Here is a 19856-nt window from a genome sequence, read left to right on the forward strand (position 1 = left end):
GTGCTCCACTTCGGCCCGAGCCTTCGCCCGCTCTTTGGGGCGCTGCACTCGCCTCGGCGGATGCGCGCGCGTAGCGCGTCGATACTTCTCTGCAACCCGTTTGGCGAAGAGGCGATGCGTGCACATCGCATATATCGTGTTCTTGCCACTCGGCTCGAACGCAGTGGCTACGTCGTGATGCGCTTCGACTACGGGGGCACCGGCGACTCGATGGGTGACGGTGCCGACGTCACCGTCCAGAGCTGCCTCGCCGACGTGGCCCTGGCCGCCGACGAGCTGCGCGCTGCGAGCGGCGCCAGCAAGGTCGTCGCGATCGGTCTTCGCCTCGGCGGGACACTCGCGGCGCTCGCGACCTCGCGCTGCGCGCTGCGCCTCCGTCACCTGGTGATGTGGGATCCGGTCTTCGAAGGCCGCGCGTATCTTGCCGAGCTCGCTGCCATGCACCGCAGGTATATGCGGGAGGAGATCGGGGAGCATTGGGAGGACCGCTCGCCTGTGTCAGCCGAAGGTGCGCCATCCGAGGTGCTCGGTGCGCCGATCAGCGCTGCGTTTGCCTCCGAGCTCGGCGCGATCGATCTCGGCGCCACGGAGCTGCGCTCGGACCACGTGACGGTCGTCGGGACGAGCGGCGCGACGGCGGCCAGCGCGGGCTTGCGAGAGCGGCTGCCCGAGTCACCATCGGTCCGCTGGCTCGAGCTGCCGCATAGCGCTGCGTGGAACTCCGACGCCGCGCTCAATGCTGCGGTCGTACCCATGGACGTCGTGCAGGCGATCGTCACACGTGTGGAAGAGGTGAGCCCGTGAGCTTCCGTACCGACGCAACGGTCCACGCTCTCTTTCGCGAGCAGGCCGCGGCCCATCGCCAGCGCCCGGCGCTGGTGTGGGACGGCGGCGCGATGACCTACGGCGAGCTCGATCGCCGCTCTGACGTGCTCGCCGTCCGTCTGATCCAAGCAGGCGTTGCCCCCGATGTTCCCGTCGCGCTTGCGCTCGAACGCTCGCCCGACGCGGTGGTCGCGGCGCTGGCCATCCTCAAGGCCGGCGGGGCGTACCTGCCGCTCGACCCCGGTCACCCCCGCGATCGACTCGCCTTCGTGCTCGCCGACGCCGCGGCGCCGGCGCTGTTGACACGCCGCGCGCACGCCGCGTCGCTCGGCGCATTGGCCGCGCACACGATCTTCGTCGACGAGGAGCACGCCAGGCAGGGAGCGCCTCACGTCGCCGTGGCCCCGCGCGCCGTCGCCACGGACCTCGCCTACGTGATGTACACGTCGGGCTCGACGGGGATGCCGAAGGGCGTGCAGATCGAGCACACGTCGATCGTGAGGCTCGTCGGTCAGGTCGACTACGTCCGCCTCGACACCGATACCTGCTTCTTGCACGCGGCGCCGCTCGGTTTCGACGCCTCGACGCTCGAGCTGTGGGGACCGCTGCTTCATGGCGGCCGAGTCGCCCTCTACCTCGAACCGATCCCCACGGGGCGCGGGCTGGCGCGCGCGATCGCCAAGCACGGGATCACCACGGCCTGGCTGACCGCAGCGTTGTTCAACGCCGTCATCGACGACGATCCGCTCCACCTGCAGGGACTTCGCCAGCTCTTCACGGGGGGCGAGGCGCTCTCACCGTCGCACGTGCGCCGCGCGCTCGCGGCGCTGCCCGACACCGAGCTGATCAATGGATACGGCCCCACCGAGTGCACCACGTTCACGACGACGTTCTCGATCCCTCGCGACACGCCGGAAGGTGCCCGATCGATCCCGATCGGACGACCGATCGCCGACACCGATGTCCACGTGCTGGACGCCGCCGGAGCACGCGTTGCGCTGGGCGATGTCGGGGAGCTGTACGTCGGCGGTCGCGGTGTCGCGCGTGGCTACCTCCGCAGGCCCGAGCTCGACGCCGAGCGTTTCGTTGCCGACCCGTTCGGCGGTGGCGGCCGCCTCTACCGCACGGGCGATCTCGTGCGCTGGCGTGATGACGGGACGCTCGACTTCGTCGGTCGCGCCGACCAACAGGTCAAGATCCGTGGCTTCCGTATCGAGCTCGGAGAGATCGAGGCGCGTCTCGGCGCGTTGCCCGAGGTCCTCGCGTGCGCTGTCGCGGCGCGGGACGACGGCAACGGAGCCAAGCGTCTGGTCGCATACGTGGTGCCCCGGGGCGAGGCGCCTACGCCGCTCGCGCTGCGGGCCGCGCTCGCGAAGGTCTTGCCCGACTTCATGGTGCCGGCGGTCTTCATGACCCTTCCGGCCTTGCCACTCACCGCCAACGGCAAGCTCGATCGCGCTGCGCTGCCAGCGCCGGAGCGCCGCCGGCCGCAGCTGGCGCAGCCCATGCGCGCCCCCAAGGGCCCCCAAGAGGAGCTCATCTGCCGTGTCTTCGCCGGCGCGCTCGGCCTCGACGAGGTCGGCGTGCTCGACGGGTTCTTCGAGCTGGGCGGCGACTCCCTGTCGGCGGTGCGTACCATCGCGCAGCTCCGCGAGGCAGGGCTACCCGACGTCTCCGTGGCGACGTTCTTCGCGGCCGCCACCCCTGCCGGCCTCGCGCGCGCCATCGCCGATGGGAGCGCGAATGGCGCTGCGGAGCCGGCGGTCGCACGCGATGTTCGGTGTACTCCGCTCACCCCCCGTGAGCCGATCGCCATCATCGGGATGGCGGGGCGTTTCCCTGGCGCCGCAGACATCGAGGCGTTCTGGGCCAACCTGTGCGGCGGTATCGAATCGATTCGCACCTTCGCGAAGGACGACCTCGATCCCAGCGTTTCCGCGACCCTCTACGGCGATCCGGCCTATGTGCCGGCGCGTGGCGTGCTCGACGGTGTCGAGCTCTTCGACGCAGCGTTCTTCGGCATCTCGCCGCTCGAAGCGCAGCTCATGGACCCGCAGCACCGCCACTTCCTCGAGGTGTCATGGCAAGCCCTCGAGCACTCCGGCTACGTACCCGAGCGCGTGCCGGGACCGGTCGGTGTGTACGGTGGCATGTACAACGCGACCTACTACCAGCGGCATCTTGCACATCGTCCCGACGTCACCGGCCGGCTCAGCGACCTGGCCGTGATGCTGGGCAACGAGAAGGACTACGTCACCAGTCGCGTCGCTCACCGTCTCGGCCTCAGCGGACCGGCGGTCGCCGTGCATACCGCCTGCTCGACGTCGCTGGTGGCCACCGCGATGGCGATGGATAGCCTGCGCAACGGCGGCTGCGATGTCGCGCTCGCCGGCGGCGTCGCGATCACGTGTCCTCCGCGCAGCGGCTACCTCTATCAAGAGGGCTCGATGGCGTCACCCGACGGACGCACCCGTGCGTTCGACGCCAAGGCGGCGGGCACCGTGTTCTCCGACGGCGTCGCGGTGCTCGTCTTGCGTCGGCTCACCGACGCGATCGCTGACGGTGACACCATCTACGCTGTCCTTCTCGGCGCAGCGGTGAACAACGACGGTAGCGAGCGAGCGAGCTTCACCGCACCGAGCCCGGTCGGTCAGGCGACGGTGATCGCCGCGGCCCACGACGCTGCGGGTATCGACGCGCGCACTCTCTCCTATATCGAGGCTCACGGCACTGCCACGCCGCTTGGTGATCCGATCGAGATCGAAGGTCTGACGCGCGCCTTCCGGCGTCACACCGACGACCGAGGCTTCTGTTCGATCGGGTCGCTGAAGAGCAACGTCGGCCACATGGTGATCGCCGCCGGCGCTGCCAGCGTGATCAAGACGGCGCTCGCGCTCTCACGACGCACGCTGCCGCCGTCGGTCGGCTTCGAGACTCCGAATCCGGCGATCGACTTCGCGCGCAGCCCGTTCCGGGTGCACACCACGCTCGGTCCGTGGCCCGAGCCCGAGCGAGGCGGACGCCGCCGCGCCGGGGTCAGCTCGTTCGGCTTCGGCGGCACGAACGCCCATGTCGTGCTCGAGGAGGCGCCTGCCACGCCTCCCGCGGTTGCGTCGTTGCGTCCTGTCCAGCTCATAACGCTGTCCGCACGTAGCGCGCCGGCCCTGGCCGACGCGAGCTCGCGACTCGCCACATACCTCGCGGGCGAAGAGACGGCTGCACTCGCCGATGTCGCCCACACGCTGCACGTCGGACGTCGCGACTTCGCCCACCGGCGCTTCGTCGTCGCCGCGACCTGTGCGGAGGCGGCGCGTCTGCTGAACGAGCCCGACGCCGCTCGCGCCGGCGCGCGCGAGGTCGGCGCGGAGCTTCCCGAGATCGCGTTCCTCTGTCCCGGGCAGGGGTCGCAGTATGCCGGAATGGGCCGCGGTCTGTACGAGACAGAACCCGCGTTCCGCGCCGCCTACGACGAATGCGCCGACATCCTCGAGGGCCTCACCGGAGTCGATCCACGCCCGCAGTTCTTCGGCGACGACGCCGTAGCGCTGCTCGCGACCAGCTTGACGCAGCCGGCGATCTTCTCGCTCGAATACGCACTGGCGCGACTCTGGATGAGCTGGGGCGTGAGGCCAACGGCCTTGATCGGTCACAGCGTCGGCGAGCTGGTGTGCGCGGCGCTGGCGGGGGTCATGCCGCTGGCGAGCGCCGCCGGTTTCGTACTCGAGCGCGGACGGCGAATGCAGGAGCTGCCCGCCGGCGCGATGCTGTCCGTCCGTATGAGCGCCGCGGCGCTCCTGCCGCGTCTCCCGGCCGGCGTCGAGCTCGCTGCCGAGAACGCTCCCGAGCTGTGTGCGGTGGCGGGCTCGATCGACGCCATCGCGAAGCTCGAGGCCGAGCTTGCCGGGATCGATGTGCCGGCGCGGCTCCTGGTGACGTCGCACGCGTTCCATTCGGCGATGATGGATCCCGTCATCGAGCCGCTGCGTGCACGGCTCGAGCAGGTCGAGCTGCGCGCGCCGAGAATCCCGATCCTGTCGACCGTCTCCGCGGACTGGCTCAGCGACGAACAGGCGCTCGACCCGCGTTACTGGGCCACGCACCTTCGGAAGCCGGTGCGCTTTGCTCCCGCGGTAGCGCGCCTTCTCGACGACCCGAAGCGCGTGCTCGTCGAGATCGGCCCGCGCGCCTCGCTCTCGGCGCTGGCCCGTCAGGCCGTGACCGGCAAGCGTGCGCGACCCGTGGCCGTCCCGAGCCTCGCGGACGCGGCCGAGCGTGAGTCCGAAGCCGTTACCGCAGCGCTCGGTCAACTCTGGACGCTCGGTGTGGCGATCGATTGGGCGGCGGTCCACGCCGGCGAGAGCCGCCGCCGCGTGCCGTTGCCGACGTATCCGTTCGAACGCCTGCGCCACTGGGTCGACGCCCCCCCCTCCACCTCCTCGTCTGCCTCACGCACCGCGCACGCAGAGCCCAATCCGCTACCTGTCGAAGCAACCGTGATGCCCACAACGCTGCAGTCACGGCCGTCTTCTGCGTATACGCATGAAGCGAGGAAGGCGCGCCTGCTCGGCCAGGTCCACCAAGCCGTGGAGGACGTCTCGGGCCTCGACGTGGCCGGCGCTGATCCCGGATCGCCGTGGCTCGAGCTAGGCCTCGACTCATTGACGCTCACCCAGCTCGCGCGGCAGGTGCAGCAGTCCTTCGGCGTGAAGCTCACGTTCCGCGACGTGATGGAGCGTTACCCGTCGGTCGCGAGCCTCGTGGCGATGCTCGATGAGCAGCTGCCACCGGATGAGTCCGTCGCGGCGCCCCCTTCGGTTGCGGCACCGGCGCTCGCCTCGCCGCCGGGCGTGCATCTCGCCGGCGAGCAACCCGCCTACGTCTGTCAAGTCATCGACGCTCAGCTTCAGATAATGGCGCAGCAGCTCGCGGTCCTCGGCGGCGCACCGATCGCGGCGATGGCGTCCGCGCCTGCCGCCGCCGTCGCCCCGCCCTCGGTCGCGGCAAAGGCCGCGCGCAACGAGGACGAGCCCGCGGCGGGACCGATCACGTACGACGTCAAGAAGGCCTTCGGCGCGATCGCGCGCATCCACACCCGGGCCGACGAGCTCACGGCGCAGCAGCGCGCGCGCCTCGACGCATTCATCGCACGCTACACGGCGCGCACCGCCCGTTCCAAGGCGTACACCGCCGAGCACCGTGGCCATATGGCCGATCCACGTGTCGTGAACGGCTTCCGGCCGCTCACCAAGGAGCTTACTTACCAGCTCGTCATCGAGCGTTCGCGCGGCAGCCGTCTCTGGGACATCGACGGCAACGAGTACATCGACGTGCTGTCCGGCTTCGGGATGAACATGTTCGGCTGGCAGCCGGACTTCCTCCGCGAGGCGGTCCACGCCCAGGTCGAAGCCGGGTACGAGATCGGACCCCAACACGTCCTGGCCGGCGAGGTCGCGAAGCTCTTCTGCGAGGTCACCGGCGCCGATCGCGCCGCGTTCTGCAATACCGGCTCCGAGGCGGTGATGGGCGCGATGCGCGTGGCTCGCACCGTCACGGGCCGGAGCACCGTCGCCATCTTCACCGGCTCGTACCACGGCATCTTCGACGAGGTGATCGTCCGCGGGACGCGCAAGCTGAAGTCCATCCCCGCCGCGCCGGGCATCCTTCCCGAGTCGTCGCAGAACATGCTCGTGCTCGACTACGGCACGCCCGAGTCGCTCGCGATCCTCAGGGAGCGCATCGGCACCCTGGCGGCGATCGTCACCGAGCCTGTGCAGAGCCGTCGACCCGACTTCCGCCCCGTCCCGTTCCTCCGCGAGCTGCGCGCTCTCACCGAGGCTTCGGGTACCGCGCTGATCTTCGACGAGGTCATCACCGGCTTCCGCTCGCATCCGCGCGGCGCGCAGGGACTGTTCGGCATCGACGCCGACCTCGCTTCGTATGGCAAGGTGGTGGGAGGCGGCTTCTCGATCGGCGTCATCGCCGGCAAGCGACGCTTCATGGACGCGCTCGACGGCGGCCACTGGGAGTATGGCGACGCGTCGATCCCTACCGTCGGCGTTACGTACTTCGCGGGCACCTTCGTTCGTCACCCTCTGGCCCTCGCAGCCGCGAAGGCCGCGCTCACTCACATGCGCGATGCCGGTCCGGCCCTTCAGGAGCGTCTGACCGCCCGCACCGCCGGGATGGCCGAAGAGATCAACGGCGTGCTCGCCGAGCTGGGCGCGCCGCTCGCGCTGAAGACGTTTGCCTCGCTCTGGCGCCACACGTTTACCGAGGAGGTGCCCTACGGCGACCTCTTCTACGCGATGCTGCGCGATCGCGGCATCCATGTCCTCGACAACTTCCCTTGCTTCCTGACCACCGCCCATAGCGACGACGATCTGCGAGCCATCGTCCGCGCGTACCGCGAAGCGGCGGCCGAGATGCAGGCGGCGGGCTTCTTCCCGTCGGCGCGTCCCGCGGTCAGCGTTCCGGAGACGGTGGCGCCCGGCGTCTCCCGCACGGTCCCGTCCACCGAACCGCAGCGCGAGATCTGGCTCGCCGCCCGCCTCGGTCCCGAGGCCTCGCTGGCGTACAACGAGTCGATTTCCCTCAACCTGCGCGGTGAGCTCGATGTCGGCGCGCTGCGCCAGGCCGTGCGGGCGTTGCCGGCGCGTCACGACGCGCTGCGCTCGACTTTCGCCGGCGATGGTCTCACCGTGAGCATCGCCATCGAGCCGCCGCCGCTCGACGTTCCACTGCATGATCTCGCCGGAGTGAGCGACACCGAGCGCGACGCGACCTTCGCTGCGATCTGCGAGCGCCACGTGTCGGAGCCGTTCGATCTCGAGCACGGGCCGCTCGTGCGCGCGGAGCTCGTTCGCCTGGCTGCGGATCACCATGTGCTCGTGTTCACCGGACACCACATCGTGCTCGATGGCTGGTCGTTCTGGGTCATCGTCAAGGACCTCGCCGCGCTCTATGCGCAGCACACCGGCGCGCGCGCCGCATCGCTCTCGGCGGCGCCGTCGTTCGCCGATTACGCCGTCGAGCAGGCTGCCGGCGCGGATAGCCCGGAAGTCCGGGCCAACGAGCGCTGGTGGACCGAGCAGTTCAGCGGTGCGGTGCCGGGGCTCGAGCTTCCGACCGACCGCCCGCGCCCGATCGTGCGGACGCAGACGGCCGGCCGCCACGATCATGTCTTGTCGTCCGACCTCGTCGCGGCCGTGAAGAAGCTCGGCGCGCAGCATGGTGCGAGCCTCTTCGCAACGCTGCTGGCCGGCTTCGACGCACTCCTCTTCCGGCTCACCGGTCAGTCCGACGTGGTCGTCGGCATCCCCGCCGCGGGGCAGTCCGCGAGCGGTCAGGACGGCCTCGTTGGCCACTGCGTGAGCATGTTGCCGCTCCGCGCCCGCATGACGCGGACGCAGCCGTTCACCGAGCTCCTCGCGGCGGCTCGAGGGACGATGCTCGACGCCTACGATCACCAGGAGATCACCCTTGGGCGCGTCCTCCAGGTGCTCCCCATCGCCCGCGACCCAGGTCGCCTGCCGCTCATCAGCGTGATTTTCAACATCGACCAGGCGCTGACCAGCGAGAGCCACAGCATCCCCGGCCTCGCCCTCGAGCTGGCTTCGAACGCGCGCCGCTACGAGACCTTCGAGCTCTTCATCAACGCCGTCGACTGTGGACCGGCGGGCATGAGGCTCGAGTGCCAGTACAACGCAGGCCTCTTCGACGAGGCTACGATCGCGCGTTGGCTCGCCTCCTTCGAATCGCTCCTCCGGAGCGCGGTCAACGAGCCGGCGTTGCCCCTGGGCCGCTTGGCGGTCGTCTCGCCCGAGGAGCGCCGCACCCTCGCGAGGTGGAACCAGACCGAGGCGCCGTATCCGCGCGAGGCGCGGATCGAAGAGCTGATCGCGGCCTCGGCGCGCCGCGTCCCCGAGCGCGTCGCCGTCCGGACGGGCGCGGCCGCGCTCACGTACGGCGAGCTTGCGGTTCGCGCCGAGGCCGTATCCTCGGCGCTAAGAACGATGGGCATCGGGAGCGGCGATCGCGTTGGTCTCATGACCGAGCGCAACATTCATCTGCTCCCCGCGTTGGTGGGCACCCTCGGCGCAGGCGCGACCTACGTTCCCCTGGACCCAGGCTTTCCTGCCGATCGTCTGGCCTTCATGATCGAGGACGCGCGGGTCGCCGTGATCGTCACCACGCGCACCGTCGCTACGCGTATGGCAGGCGCCGTCGGCAGGACGCCGCTGCTGTGCCTCGACGAGCCGCTCCCCGACGCGGAATCCGGCGCCGCGCCGCCACCACGCGCCGCCGACGATGCCTACGTCATCTACACCTCCGGCTCGACCGGCAAGCCCAAGGGCGTGCGGCTCCAGCACCGAAACGTCGTGAACTTCCTGCACGGCATCGCGCGCGAGCCCGGCTTGCGCGAGGACGACGTCCTGCTCGCTGTGACGACGCTCTCCTTCGACATCGCGGTGCTCGAGCTGGTCTTGCCGCTCGTCGTCGGCGCCGAGGTGATCCTCGCCCAGCGCGACGAAGTCGTCGACGGCGGCGCGCTCCGTCGCCTCATCGAGACCCACCGCGTCACGGTGATGCAAGCCACGCCTACCACCTGGCGCCTCTTGCTCGATGCCGGTTGGCGCGGCGGCAGCACGTTCCGCGCGCTGTGTGGCGGCGAGGCGCTTCCGCGAGATCTCGCGGTGGCGCTTCAGCCGATCGTCGGCGAGCTGTGGAACATGTACGGCCCCACCGAGACGACGGTCTGGTCGACCGTGCATCTAGTCACGAACGGAGTCACGAACGCCAGCGGTCCGATTCTCATCGGCCACCCGATCGCGAACACCACCGTCCACATCCTCGACGAGGACCGCCAGCCGGTGCCGATCGGCGTGGTCGGCGAACTCTACATCGGCGGCGATGGCGTCGCCCGCGGCTATCTCGATCGCCCAGAGCTCACCGCCGAGCGCTTCGTGTCGGATCCGTTTCGCGTCGATCCCGATGCTCGAATGTACCGCACCGGCGACCTCGGCCGCTTTCGCAACGGCGGCCAGCTCGAGTGCCTTGGTCGCACCGACTTCCAGGTCAAGCTTCGCGGCTACCGCATCGAGCTCGGCGAGATCGAGGCGGCGCTCACCGGCCACCCCGGGATCCTTCAGGCGGTGGTCACCACGCGCGAAGATCGGCCCGGCGACGTGCGACTCATCGCGTATATCGTGCCGCGCGAGGGCGCGCCGGCGGACGATGCGCTGCGCATTCACCTGACGCAGACGCTGCCCGACTACATGGTGCCGCAGCGCTTCGTCACGCTCACTGCACTGCCGCTCACGCCGAGCGGCAAGGTCGATCGCAAGGCGCTCCCCGCGCCCGGCGGCGCCGCAACGGCCGGGCGGGCGCAAGGGCCGGCCGTCCTTCCTCGGACCCCCACGGAGGAGCGCGTCGCGCGCGCCTTTGCCGAGACCCTTGCTCTGCCGCGCCTCGATGTACACGACGACTTCTTCGCGCTGGGCGGACACTCGCTGCTCGCCGCGCAGATGACCGCGCGCCTCGGCCGTGAGCTCGGTCGCACCGTGCCCATGGGGGTTGCCTTCGAGCATCCCACCGTCGCGCGCCTGGCGGCGTGGCTCGATGGTGCGACCGCTCACGAGGCAGCGCTGCGCGTCCCACGCCGCGACGATGCGGGTCCGGCGCCGCTCTCGCTGATGCAGCAGCGCGTCTGGTACCTCGAGCAGCTGCAGCTCGGGCGTACCGTCTTCCACGTGCCGTCGGCGCACCGACTGCGTGGTGCCATCGACGAAGGCGCCTTCGGGCGCGCCTTCGACGAGATGGTCCGCCGCCACGACGTGCTCCGCACCGTCATCGCCGTGGTCGGCGATGCGCCGGCGCAGCGCGTGCTGCCGAGCGTCCCCGTCATGCTGTGGCCGGCCGAAGAGCTCTCCGCGATGGGGCCCGAGGAGCGGGAGCGCGAGCTTACCCGCCGCCTCGAGGACGAGATCGCGCGGCCGTTCGATCTCTCGCGTGGCCCGCTCTTTCGCGCCCGCATGTACCGCCTCGCAGCCGACGATCATGTCCTGTTCTTCATGCCGCACCACATGATCTGGGACGGCTGGTCGTTCGACATCTTCTACGAGGAGATGGCGGCGCTCTACGGCGCGTACCAGCGCGGAGAGGAGCCGGCGAGGCCGGCGCCGGCCGTCAGCTACGGCGACTTCGCGGCCTGGCATCGCGAATGGATGGCTGGCCCCGAGCTCGCACGGCAGATCGGGTTCTGGCGCGACCACCTTGCCGGCGCGCCCGACAGGCTCGATCTGCCGGAGGACTTCCCGCGGCCGTCTAGGCAGAGCGGCGAAGGCGCCACCGCGTGGCTCTCGCTGCGCCCGGAGCTGACGAACGGCTTGCGCGAGGTAGGCCTTCGCGAAGGCGCGACACTCTTCATGACGCTGCTCAGCGCATGGGCGCTGCTCCTCTATCGCGTCACCGGCCAGCGCGAGGTCCTCGTCGGGACTCCGGTTCGCGGGCGCAACCAGCCCGAGCTGGAGAACGTCATGGGCTTCTTCGTCAACGCCCTGCCGCTGCGGCTGCACGTGGATCCGGAGCGCAGCTTTCTCGAGCTGATGCGCGACGTACGGACCGAGGTGATCGACGTCTTCGGATACCAGGACGTGCCGTTCGAGCATCTCGTGCGGGTCCTCGACGTGCCACGCGACGAGAGCCGCTTTCCGATCTACCAGGCGTTCTTCTCGTACCAGGACGCGCGCCACCGCCCGGGAACCTGGGGGAACCTCGTACAGAAGAACGTGCCCGTCTTCCAGCCGTCTGCAGCGCAGGACGTGGCGCTGTGGTTTTTGGACGGTGTCGACGGCCTGGTCGGTGGCCTGAACTACAACACCGACATCATCGAGCCGGCCACCGCCGGTCTTCTCCGCGCGCGCTACCTCGCGCTGGTCGAGGCGATCGTCCGCGATCCGACGGCCCCCGTGCGCACGATGCTTGCGGTGCCCGAGGCCGAGCACGCGGAGCTCACGCGGCTCAGTGCAGGGAGCGCCGCGGTACCCGTCTCGCCTTCGGCGCCGAGCCTCGCCGCGCTGCTCGTTCCTTCCGTGGCGATACACGGCGAGCGCATCGCGGTGCGCTACTGCGGTCAGAGCATGACGTACGCCGAGCTCGGCCGGCGCGCCGCTCGCGTGACCGCGGCGCTCCGTGACGGCGGCATCGGCCGCGGCGACGTGATCGCGCTCCACTTCGAGCGATCACCGGCCATGCTCGCCGCGCTCCTCGGGGTCGCGGCCGCAGGTGCCACCTACCTGCCTCTCGATCCACATTTTCCTGCGGACCGCCTGCGCTTCATGCTGGCGGATGCTCGTGCACGCCTCGTACTCGCAGACGGCGACGCAGGAGAGCTCGGGCTCGATCCCGAGCGCGTGCTACGCGTGGACGCCGGCCTCACCGGCCTCGCCGGCCTCGCCGGCAAAGGCGGCACCGGCCTCGACGCTGGCCCTGCCGGTCCTGACGACGCCGCCTATCTCATCTACACCTCGGGGTCGACGGGCCGGCCCAAGGGCGTGCTCGTTCCGCACCGCGCGGTCGTGAGCTTCCTCGACGCGATGCGCGTCGCTCCCGGCCTCGCGACCCGCGATCGCTTGGCCGCGGTCACCACCTTGTCGTTCGACATCGCGGTCCTCGAGCTCCTCCTGCCGCTCACGGTCGGCGCCGAGATCGTCCTCGCTACGCGCGAGGAGGCGACGGATGGCGATGCCCTTCGCAAGCTGCTCGATGACACGAACGCCACCACCATGCAGGCGACACCGGCGACGTGGCGTCTGCTGCTCGAAGCGGGATGGCGCGGCGGATCGGGCTTCAAGGCCCTGTGCGGCGGCGAGGCGCTGCCCGCGGATCTCGCCGAAGCTCTCCTCGAGCGCACCGGTCAGCTTTGGAACATGTACGGTCCGACCGAGACCACCGTCTGGTCGACGTGTAGCCACATCGAAGCTGGCCAGGGCACGATCACCATCGGCAAGCCCATCGCGGGCACGAGTGCGTGGGTGCTCGACGAGATGGGTAAGCCAGCGCCCATTGGCGTTCCTGGGGAGCTCTATCTGGGCGGCTCGGGGGTGGCGCTTGGCTACCACGATCGCCCCGAGCTCACAGCCGAGCGCTTCGTGGTCGATCCGTTCTCGACCGACCCGGCCGCGCGCCTCTACCGCACCGGCGATCTCGCGCGCTGGCGCAGCGATGGCAGGCTCCAGCACCTCGGGCGCACCGACTTCCAGGTGAAGATCCGCGGCTACCGCATCGAGCTCGGCGAGATCGAGGTGGCGCTCGCGCACCATCCCGCGATCGCCGAGGTGGTGGTCGTCGCGCGGCCGGGACCTGGCGGGGTAGAGCGCTTGGTCGCGTATTTCGTCGCACGGCCCGGTCACACTGTGCCCGCCGACAGCGCGCTTCGCACTGCGCTGCGTGAGAGCTTGCCCGACTACATGGTTCCGGCCGTGTTCGTCGCCCTTTCGCGGCTGCCGCTCACGCCGAACGGCAAGATCGATCGCCGCGCGCTGCCCGATGTTGCAACGTCCGGTGCTGACGGCGCTCTCGCCGGACGCGGCGCACCGCGCACGGCCTCGGAGCAGACGGTCGCTGCCGTCTGGCGCGAGCTACTCGGTGTCGAGCGCATTGATGTGCTCGACAACTTCCTCGACCTCGGCGGCCACTCGCTGCTCGTCATGCGCGCCGTGGCCGTGCTCGAAGCCCGCACCGGCAAGCGCGTGAGCCCGCGTGCGTTCATTTTCCAGACTCTCGAGCAGCTGGCGCGTGACTATGAGGAGCCCACGCCGGATCCGCGTTCGGCGGGTGGCGGTTCGCAAACCGTCTCCGCGAAAGCCGCGAAGGCCGCGAAGTCAGGCAGCGGCGGACTGCTACGGCGTGTTCTGTCGGTACTGACCAGCAAGGTGTGAGCGTCTACTTCGTCGCGACGTCGTCGCGTACGAGCTCTCGCCGTCGTAGACCGGCATCTTGTTGAGGATCGCGTGGCGCGGCCGTGAGCCGAACGCCGACACTCGGGATACGCCAACCGTTCTTGGATATGCGCGCGGCTACGTCGATGAACCCCACGGTCGCATCTTAACAGAAAAGGGCGCCGCTGCTCCTGGTGGTTATGCTCCTGCGCGCGATGGCTGCGTCCATTCACCTCGAGCCCGCCGCCGCCTTCGAAGCGTGGAAGATTCAGGCGGTCACCCACCAGCTCGTGGACCACCCGCTGTTGCAGCTCGACGCACTCGTCGCGCTCGGCAAGCGGCTGGAGAGCCGTCGGTTGGTGCGGACCCACAGCGACGACGCGACCGCCGGCTCGAGCTTCGCGGACGCGCCGCTGCTCCACCCCAACGCGAAGAGCGCCGAGGAGACGCTCGCGGGCATCGCCGAGGCCAGAGCATGGATGTCGCTGCTCAACGTCCAGGCCGACCCGATCTACCGCCGGCTCGTCGACGAGGTGCTCGATGCGGTCCGCCCGGCGGTGGAGGCCCACGATCCGGGCATGTGCTATCGCGCCGGCTGGATCTTCGTGTCATCGCCCGGCGCGGTGACTCCGTTCCACATCGATCACGAGCACAACCTCATCATGCAGATCCGCGGCAAGAAGCGCCTCTACGTCTGGGATCCGTTCGACCGCGAGGTGGTCTCGGAAGAGGCGCAGGAGCTGTTTCACGACCAGCACTCCCGCGAGCTCGTGACGTGGAACGAGGCCTTCCGCGGCCGCGCCCGCGTCTTCGACCTGGTCCCGGGCCTGGGCGGCTACATGCCTTCGACCTCGCCACACATGGTCGAGAACGGCGACGAGCCGTCGATCACCATTAGCTTCACCTACTACACGGATTCGACGCGCCAGCGCGAGCTGCTCTACCGCGGTAACGCGCGCCTGCGGCGGCTCGGCGTACGCCCGCGCGCCATCGGCGCCTCGCCGGCGCGCGACAAGATCGCGACCGCCCTTCTCTTGGGATATGCCACCGCCCGCGCCGCCGTACGCCGCGCCTTCGGGCGGGGAGTCCGCGACAACTCGCAGCGATACGCACCGGCCTGAGCTCACCAGGCGGCGCGGCGCGACACTCGGCTAAGCGCGAGCCGGAAGCGAAGCTGCCGTGCGGTCTCATCGATGTTCATGTTCATGCGCTTGACGTCGAAGGGATTCATCGCGTCGGGCCGATTCACTCCTCCGTAGTTCGAGAAGGCGATTCGATAACCTTCATCCTTGGCGCACCGAATGGTCGTCGCCGAGAACGTGGTGACGCTTCCGACCGGGTAGGCGAGGACGTCGGAGGTCAGGTTCCGCGCCTTCAGTTGCTCCCGCGATTCGCGGCATTCTGCACGCTGCTGCTCCGCCGTCATGGCGGCGAGGATTCCGTGGCTATGCGTGTGCGAGCCGATCGACATGCCCGCGTCCTTCATTTCCTGCGCCTCCTGCCAGGACATGAACTGCCGGTCTTCCGCTTCGTCAGGTACCCGCAGCTCGCACGCCTCTTCGACGGCCGCCAGAAAGCAGGAGAGATCGGCGTTGCTTCGCGTGTACAGGCGCAAGATGGTCTGGATCGCCAGGTCTGGGGCGTCGCGATCGACTTCGACGGCGACGCGTTTCGGATATTCGAGCTTCAGCGTGGAGCGCCGAGACTTCCGGATGACGTAGGCGACCTGGTCCCACCAAGAAAGCCGCCGGCTATCCATGTAGTGGGTGGATACGAAGAACGTCGCCGAGAGGCCGTGGGACTTCAGGATCGGAAAGGCGTGGTCGTAGTTGTCGCGATACCCGTCGTCGAAGGTAACGGCTACGCGGAAGTGCCGTAGCTTGGTTGGATTGAGGATCACGTCGGTGAGCTCGTCGGCAGTGACAACCGAGTGACGCCGCTTGAGCATCCCCATCTGCTCGTCGAACTCCTCGGGCGTCGCTTCGATCACCGCCTTGTCGTAACGGTGGCCGTCCGGCGACAGGACGCGATGGTAGACGAGCACGGCGAGCGCCGGCCGCGCGCCTGCGCGCTCGAGGAGCTGCAGCAGGCCCGCGCGCGACGCAACGGAGGTTGCGAGCCCCCTTCGATTCATCCCACTAGCGTAGGGCAGCAACGCGGCGGATGCCTTCCAACACACCAACGCGCGGCTGCCACCCGAGGAGCGTGAGCGCGCGATCGCTCTCACAATGAAGGCGCGCGAGCGCCGACTTCAGCCGGTAGAGCGCGATGGGGGAGGGGCGACCGAGCGCACCGAGGGGCACCTCACTGAGCTTCCCGAGCGCAAAGACCACGGTGCGAGGTACCTTGATCACAGCGGCGCCACCGCCCGCGAGGCCGAGGACGTCGGCCTGTGTGAGCTGCGCATCATCGATGACGTGAATGATCTCGCCGTGCGTGAGCTTCGTCGTCATCGCTGCCAGGATCGCATCGACGACGTCGTCGATGTAGACGAGCGGCAGCTCGAGCTTCCCGTCGCCGAGAATGAGCCACGTTCCGCCGGCCCGTCGCGCGACGGCACCGTTGACGATCGGAATGCCGCCGCCGAAGATCTGGCCGGGCCGGAGGATCACGCACGGTAGTCCGGCCTTGGCCGCCTCCGTGACCTTGCGCTCGGCCTCGAGCTTCGCTCGGGTGTACGCGCCCCGTTCCCCAGCGCGGGGCTCCAGCGCAGCGGTCTCGGCGACGACGGGGAGCCCGCTCGAGCCCGCCCAGTCGACGACCGACATCGACGAGATATGAACGAGCTGTTCGACCCCGTGCTTTTTGCACGCATCGATCACGTTCTGGGTGCCCATCACCGTCCCGCCGAGGTGCTCGGGCCAGCCTCCCTTCATCGACGCGCCGGCGTGGATGACTGTCGTTGCTCCGGCAAGGGCGCGGTCGACCGCAGCACGATCACCGAGGTTGCCGAAGCAGTACTCCACGCCCGCGATAGGTCGCTCGGGGATGCGGCGCACGAAGAGGCGGACCCTCTTGCCCTCCCCGACCAGGCGCTTCACCAGCGCCGAGCCGAGCGAGCCAGAGGCGCCGGTGACGACGATAGGGATCGCGGCCGATGTCGAAAACGTGGCGAGCCGCGCGGCGTGGTCCGCCTCGGCGGCGCGGGCCACCTGCTCGACGAACGGGATGATCGCGACCGCTTCTTCGGCGCTGACCGGCGGCGGCGTTCCCACGTCGAGACTGCGGTAGAACGCGGCCACGAGGTCTCGCAGGCCCTGATAGGCACGGACGTCCTTGCGCACGAATTTCCACACGCCGATCGGCACGTCGATGAGCGGCTGGATGGAATCGGTGAACGCATTGACGAGACGCTCCGCAGCCTTGGGCAGCGGGGTCGAGCTGCGTTTGCCGTGGAACATCGCGAAGAGGTCGACGCGCAGCACGGCCTTCGTGCCGTGGATGATCATCTGACTCTGCATCGGCCTGACGTTCCAGGTCAGCTGGAACTGTCCGAGTCCGCGCTTGCAGCGCACGAGGGTGCGCCATTCGTCGAACGCGAGGTTGGGGTCACCGCCCAGGCTTCGCCACTCGCCCGAGACCGCCTCGATGGGGCCGAGCAGCGCCTGCAGCAGGTACATGCAGTGGACGCCCAGATCGCGATACGCGTAGCCAGCGCTGCGGTACCACGGCGGGAGCGGCCCGCCTTCGTAGGGCGGGTACTCGGAGCCGCGGAGGATGTCGACCGAGACCACCTCACCTAGCTTGCCTGCCCGCACCGCGTCGAGCGCGCGCTTGACCTGCGGGTCGAAGAGGAGCGAGTGGTTCACGCAGACGGTGAGCCCCTTGCGCATCGCGAGCTCGGCGATCCTTTTGCCCTCGGCCTCGTCTTCCGAGATCGGCTTCTCGACGAGGACGTGGCATCCGCGCTCGAGCGCCGCGAGCGCAACGGGAACATGCGCCGACGGAGGGGTGAGGACATGGATGACGTTCGCGCCGGCCTTGTCGACCAGCGCGTCGAGGGACGGATACGCGTTCGTCTGCAGCCTCTTCGCGGTCGCCTCGGCGCGTGCCGGGTCGAGGTCCGTGACGCCTACGAGCTCGACGAGCCCAGGTAGCGCGTTGACCGCGTGGATATGAAACTCGCTGATGCTACCGGCTCCGACGATGCCGGCCCGAAAGCGTGCGCTCGTCATCTTCTCTTCTCGCTTCTCGCTCCACGTTTCGTCTTAGCAGCGCCGTCGACGATGTGAGCGATGGAAGCCACCCGATTCGGCCAAGTCTCGGCGGCCATCGATGTCGAACGCTCTCGCCTCTTCGCCGCAGAGTCTTCGGCGAGCGCTCGCTCGATCGCAGCGACGTACTCATCGCCGGTCTCCGCGATCGCGCAGCAGTGCGCGTAGCGGCGAACCTCGGGGACCGCGGTGGACACCACCGGCAGCCCCGCCGAAAGGTACTCGCGCAGCTTGATGGGGTTGACGAACTTCATGCGCTCGTCGATGCGGTAGGGAATGATGCCGACGTCCATGCCCTTGCAGTACGCGGGGAGCAGGTCGTGCGGCTTCCTGCCCAGCAGGTGAACGTTGGCGAGGCCGGCGATCGCGCCGACGTCGTCGAGCTGCTGGCCGATGAGCGCGATGCTCCACGACGGTCGCGCGCGCGCGACATGGGCGACGAGATCGAGGTCGACCCAGTCTCGCAGTGTGCCGTAGAAGCCGATGACCGGCCTGGGCAGCGCGGCGATGTCCGCGGGGACGACGGTTGCGTCGTCGAGCGCGCCGGCAAAGAGCGCGTGATCCACGCCGTGGGGCGCGAGATACGTTGCTGCATTGAGCGGGCGCTTCGCCTCCGCGAGCTCACTGTTGATGGCGAAGACGCAGTCGACCTTCGCGAGCAATGCGCTCTCCGCCCTCACCGTCTCGTCGCGATCGAGGTGCGCGAACATCGACCACTCGTCGACGCAGTAGTACACCGCGAGCGACTCACCGAGGAGCCCTACGTAGTCCGCGACGTTGGGCAGGAACGTCCAAAGGTGGAAGTCCTCGAGGCCGAGTCGCCATCGCAGGCCGGCGATCGTGGCGCGGAGGATCGCTTGGTTTACGCGTCGCGCCGCTGCACTGTGCGGCAACGGAAGCACCACCGGCGAAAACACCCAGAGATCGTTCTCGACGTTGATGGGGCCGCGCGTCACCTCGCCGAGCTTGCGGCGGATCTTGCCGAGATCCCGGTCGCTCGAGAGCTTCGGCGTTCGCGTCCCGATCGAGTTGAGCCAGAGCACGCGGCGCGTCCTGGCGAGCTCGCGGAGCACGTGATGGTTCGATGTCGGGTCTTCGTGCCAGTCCTTGGCAAATGCGATGATTCCGGGGCGCGTCAATGGACGAAGAAAACTAATCACGCACGCCTCCGGTCGCGTGACCTTGTCGCCTCTTGAAAGTCTCCTTACGTCTCCTGCGTGCTTGGGCCTCTTCGCAGGCAGCTCAGGGCCGTCGTCAAGGACGCCGTCTACCGCGCCATTCCGCGTTCTCGCCTAGTCCAGCGAGGGCGAACGGACCGTCGCCAGATCGCGCTCACGTTCGACGACGGGCCAGACGAGCTCACGAATGCGTATCTCGATCGCCTCGATGAGCTGGACGTGCGCGCCACGTTCTTCCTGGTGGGCAAGTCGTGCGAGCGACGGCCAGAGCTCGCGCGCGAGTACGTGCGACGCGGTCATCAGGTGGCGAGCCACGGCTACGATCACTCGCACTTCACACGTCTGCCCTGGCGCGAGCTTCGAGAGCAGCTCCGACGAACCGAAGCGGTGCTAGGGCTGCGTTCGACGGCGCGGCGTTGGATCCGTCCGCCGTACGGCAACGTCGATGCGCGCGTTCTTGCGCAGCTGCTCGCTGGTGGCAACGTGCTGGCGATGTGGTCGCTCGACTCGCACGACTACGAGATCCGCGACGCTGCCGAGGTTGCGACGCGCTGTGCGGCGCGTCAGGTGTCGGCCGGTGAAGTCATTCTCCTCCACGAGGGGCAGACGTGGACACTCGAGGCGCTTCCTCGCATCGTTGGAGATCTGCGCGACGCCGGCTACGAGCTCGTCACCATGGCGAAGATGTTCGAGGTCTAGGT

General features: G+C 69.0%; 7 protein-coding genes. 4 read left to right on the forward strand and 3 right to left on the reverse strand.

What is annotated here, in order from left to right; translation table 11 throughout:
- The first annotated feature begins 60 nt into the window (after window positions 1-60).
- The 3 genes from AKJ09_RS23205 (at window position 61) to AKJ09_RS23215 (ending at window position 14884) form a co-directional block, all read left to right on the forward strand.
- Complete coding sequence (locus AKJ09_RS23205) at window positions 61-804, forward strand: serine aminopeptidase domain-containing protein (protein ID WP_275936744.1); 744 nt, start codon at window positions 61-63, stop codon at window positions 802-804.
- Window positions 801-13763, forward strand: coding sequence for a non-ribosomal peptide synthetase/type I polyketide synthase (locus AKJ09_RS23210; RefSeq protein ID WP_169927779.1), 12963 nt, complete (start codon window positions 801-803; stop codon window positions 13761-13763). Before AKJ09_RS23205 ends, AKJ09_RS23210 begins: the two co-directional genes overlap by 4 nt.
- A gap of 215 nt (window positions 13764-13978) precedes the next feature.
- Window positions 13979-14884, forward strand: a complete 906-nt coding sequence (locus tag AKJ09_RS23215; protein WP_169927780.1) for a cupin-like domain-containing protein — start codon at window positions 13979-13981, stop codon at window positions 14882-14884.
- A gap of 2 nt (window positions 14885-14886) precedes the next feature.
- On the opposite strand, the gene AKJ09_RS23220 is transcribed toward AKJ09_RS23215, so the two are convergent.
- The 3 genes from AKJ09_RS23220 to AKJ09_RS23230 are packed head-to-tail and all read right to left on the reverse strand — an operon-like array spanning window position 14887 to window position 19116.
- Window positions 14887-15897, reverse strand: a complete 1011-nt coding sequence (locus AKJ09_RS23220) for a polysaccharide deacetylase family protein (protein ID WP_146649397.1) — start codon at window positions 15895-15897, stop codon at window positions 14887-14889.
- Between the two features lie 4 nt (window positions 15898-15901).
- Window positions 15902-17938 carry an NAD-dependent epimerase/dehydratase family protein gene (locus tag AKJ09_RS23225; RefSeq protein ID WP_146649398.1) on the reverse strand — a complete coding sequence of 679 codons (2037 nt, stop codon included), beginning with the start codon at window positions 17936-17938 and terminating at the stop codon, window positions 15902-15904.
- Complete coding sequence (locus tag AKJ09_RS23230; RefSeq protein WP_146649399.1) at window positions 17935-19116, reverse strand: glycosyltransferase; 1182 nt, start codon at window positions 19114-19116, stop codon at window positions 17935-17937. The genes AKJ09_RS23225 and AKJ09_RS23230 overlap by 4 nt, the downstream gene beginning before the upstream one ends.
- Before the next feature lie 78 nt (window positions 19117-19194).
- On the opposite strand from AKJ09_RS23230, the gene AKJ09_RS23235 reads away from it, so the two are divergent.
- Complete coding sequence (locus AKJ09_RS23235) at window positions 19195-19854, forward strand: polysaccharide deacetylase family protein (protein ID WP_146649400.1); 660 nt, start codon at window positions 19195-19197, stop codon at window positions 19852-19854.
- The last annotated feature ends 2 nt before the right edge of the window (window positions 19855-19856 follow it).

The sequence above is a fragment of the Labilithrix luteola genome, assembly GCF_001263205.1.
Taxonomy (GTDB): Bacteria; Myxococcota_A; Polyangia; order Polyangiales; family Polyangiaceae; genus Labilithrix; species Labilithrix luteola.

Bases quoted from the DNA above. Each gene is read 5' to 3' on its own strand.
- AKJ09_RS23225 (WP_146649398.1), bottom strand. From the start codon at position 17,938: ATGACGAGCGCACGCTTTCGGGCCGGCATCGTCGGAGCCGGTAGCATC.
- AKJ09_RS23215 (WP_169927780.1), top strand. From the start codon at position 13,979: ATGGCTGCGTCCATTCACCTCGAGCCCGCCGCCGCCTTCGAAGCGTGG.
- AKJ09_RS23205 (WP_275936744.1), top strand. From the start codon at position 61: ATGCGCGCGCGTAGCGCGTCGATACTTCTCTGCAACCCGTTTGGCGAA.
- AKJ09_RS23220 (WP_146649397.1), bottom strand. From the start codon at position 15,897: ATGAATCGAAGGGGGCTCGCAACCTCCGTTGCGTCGCGCGCGGGCCTG.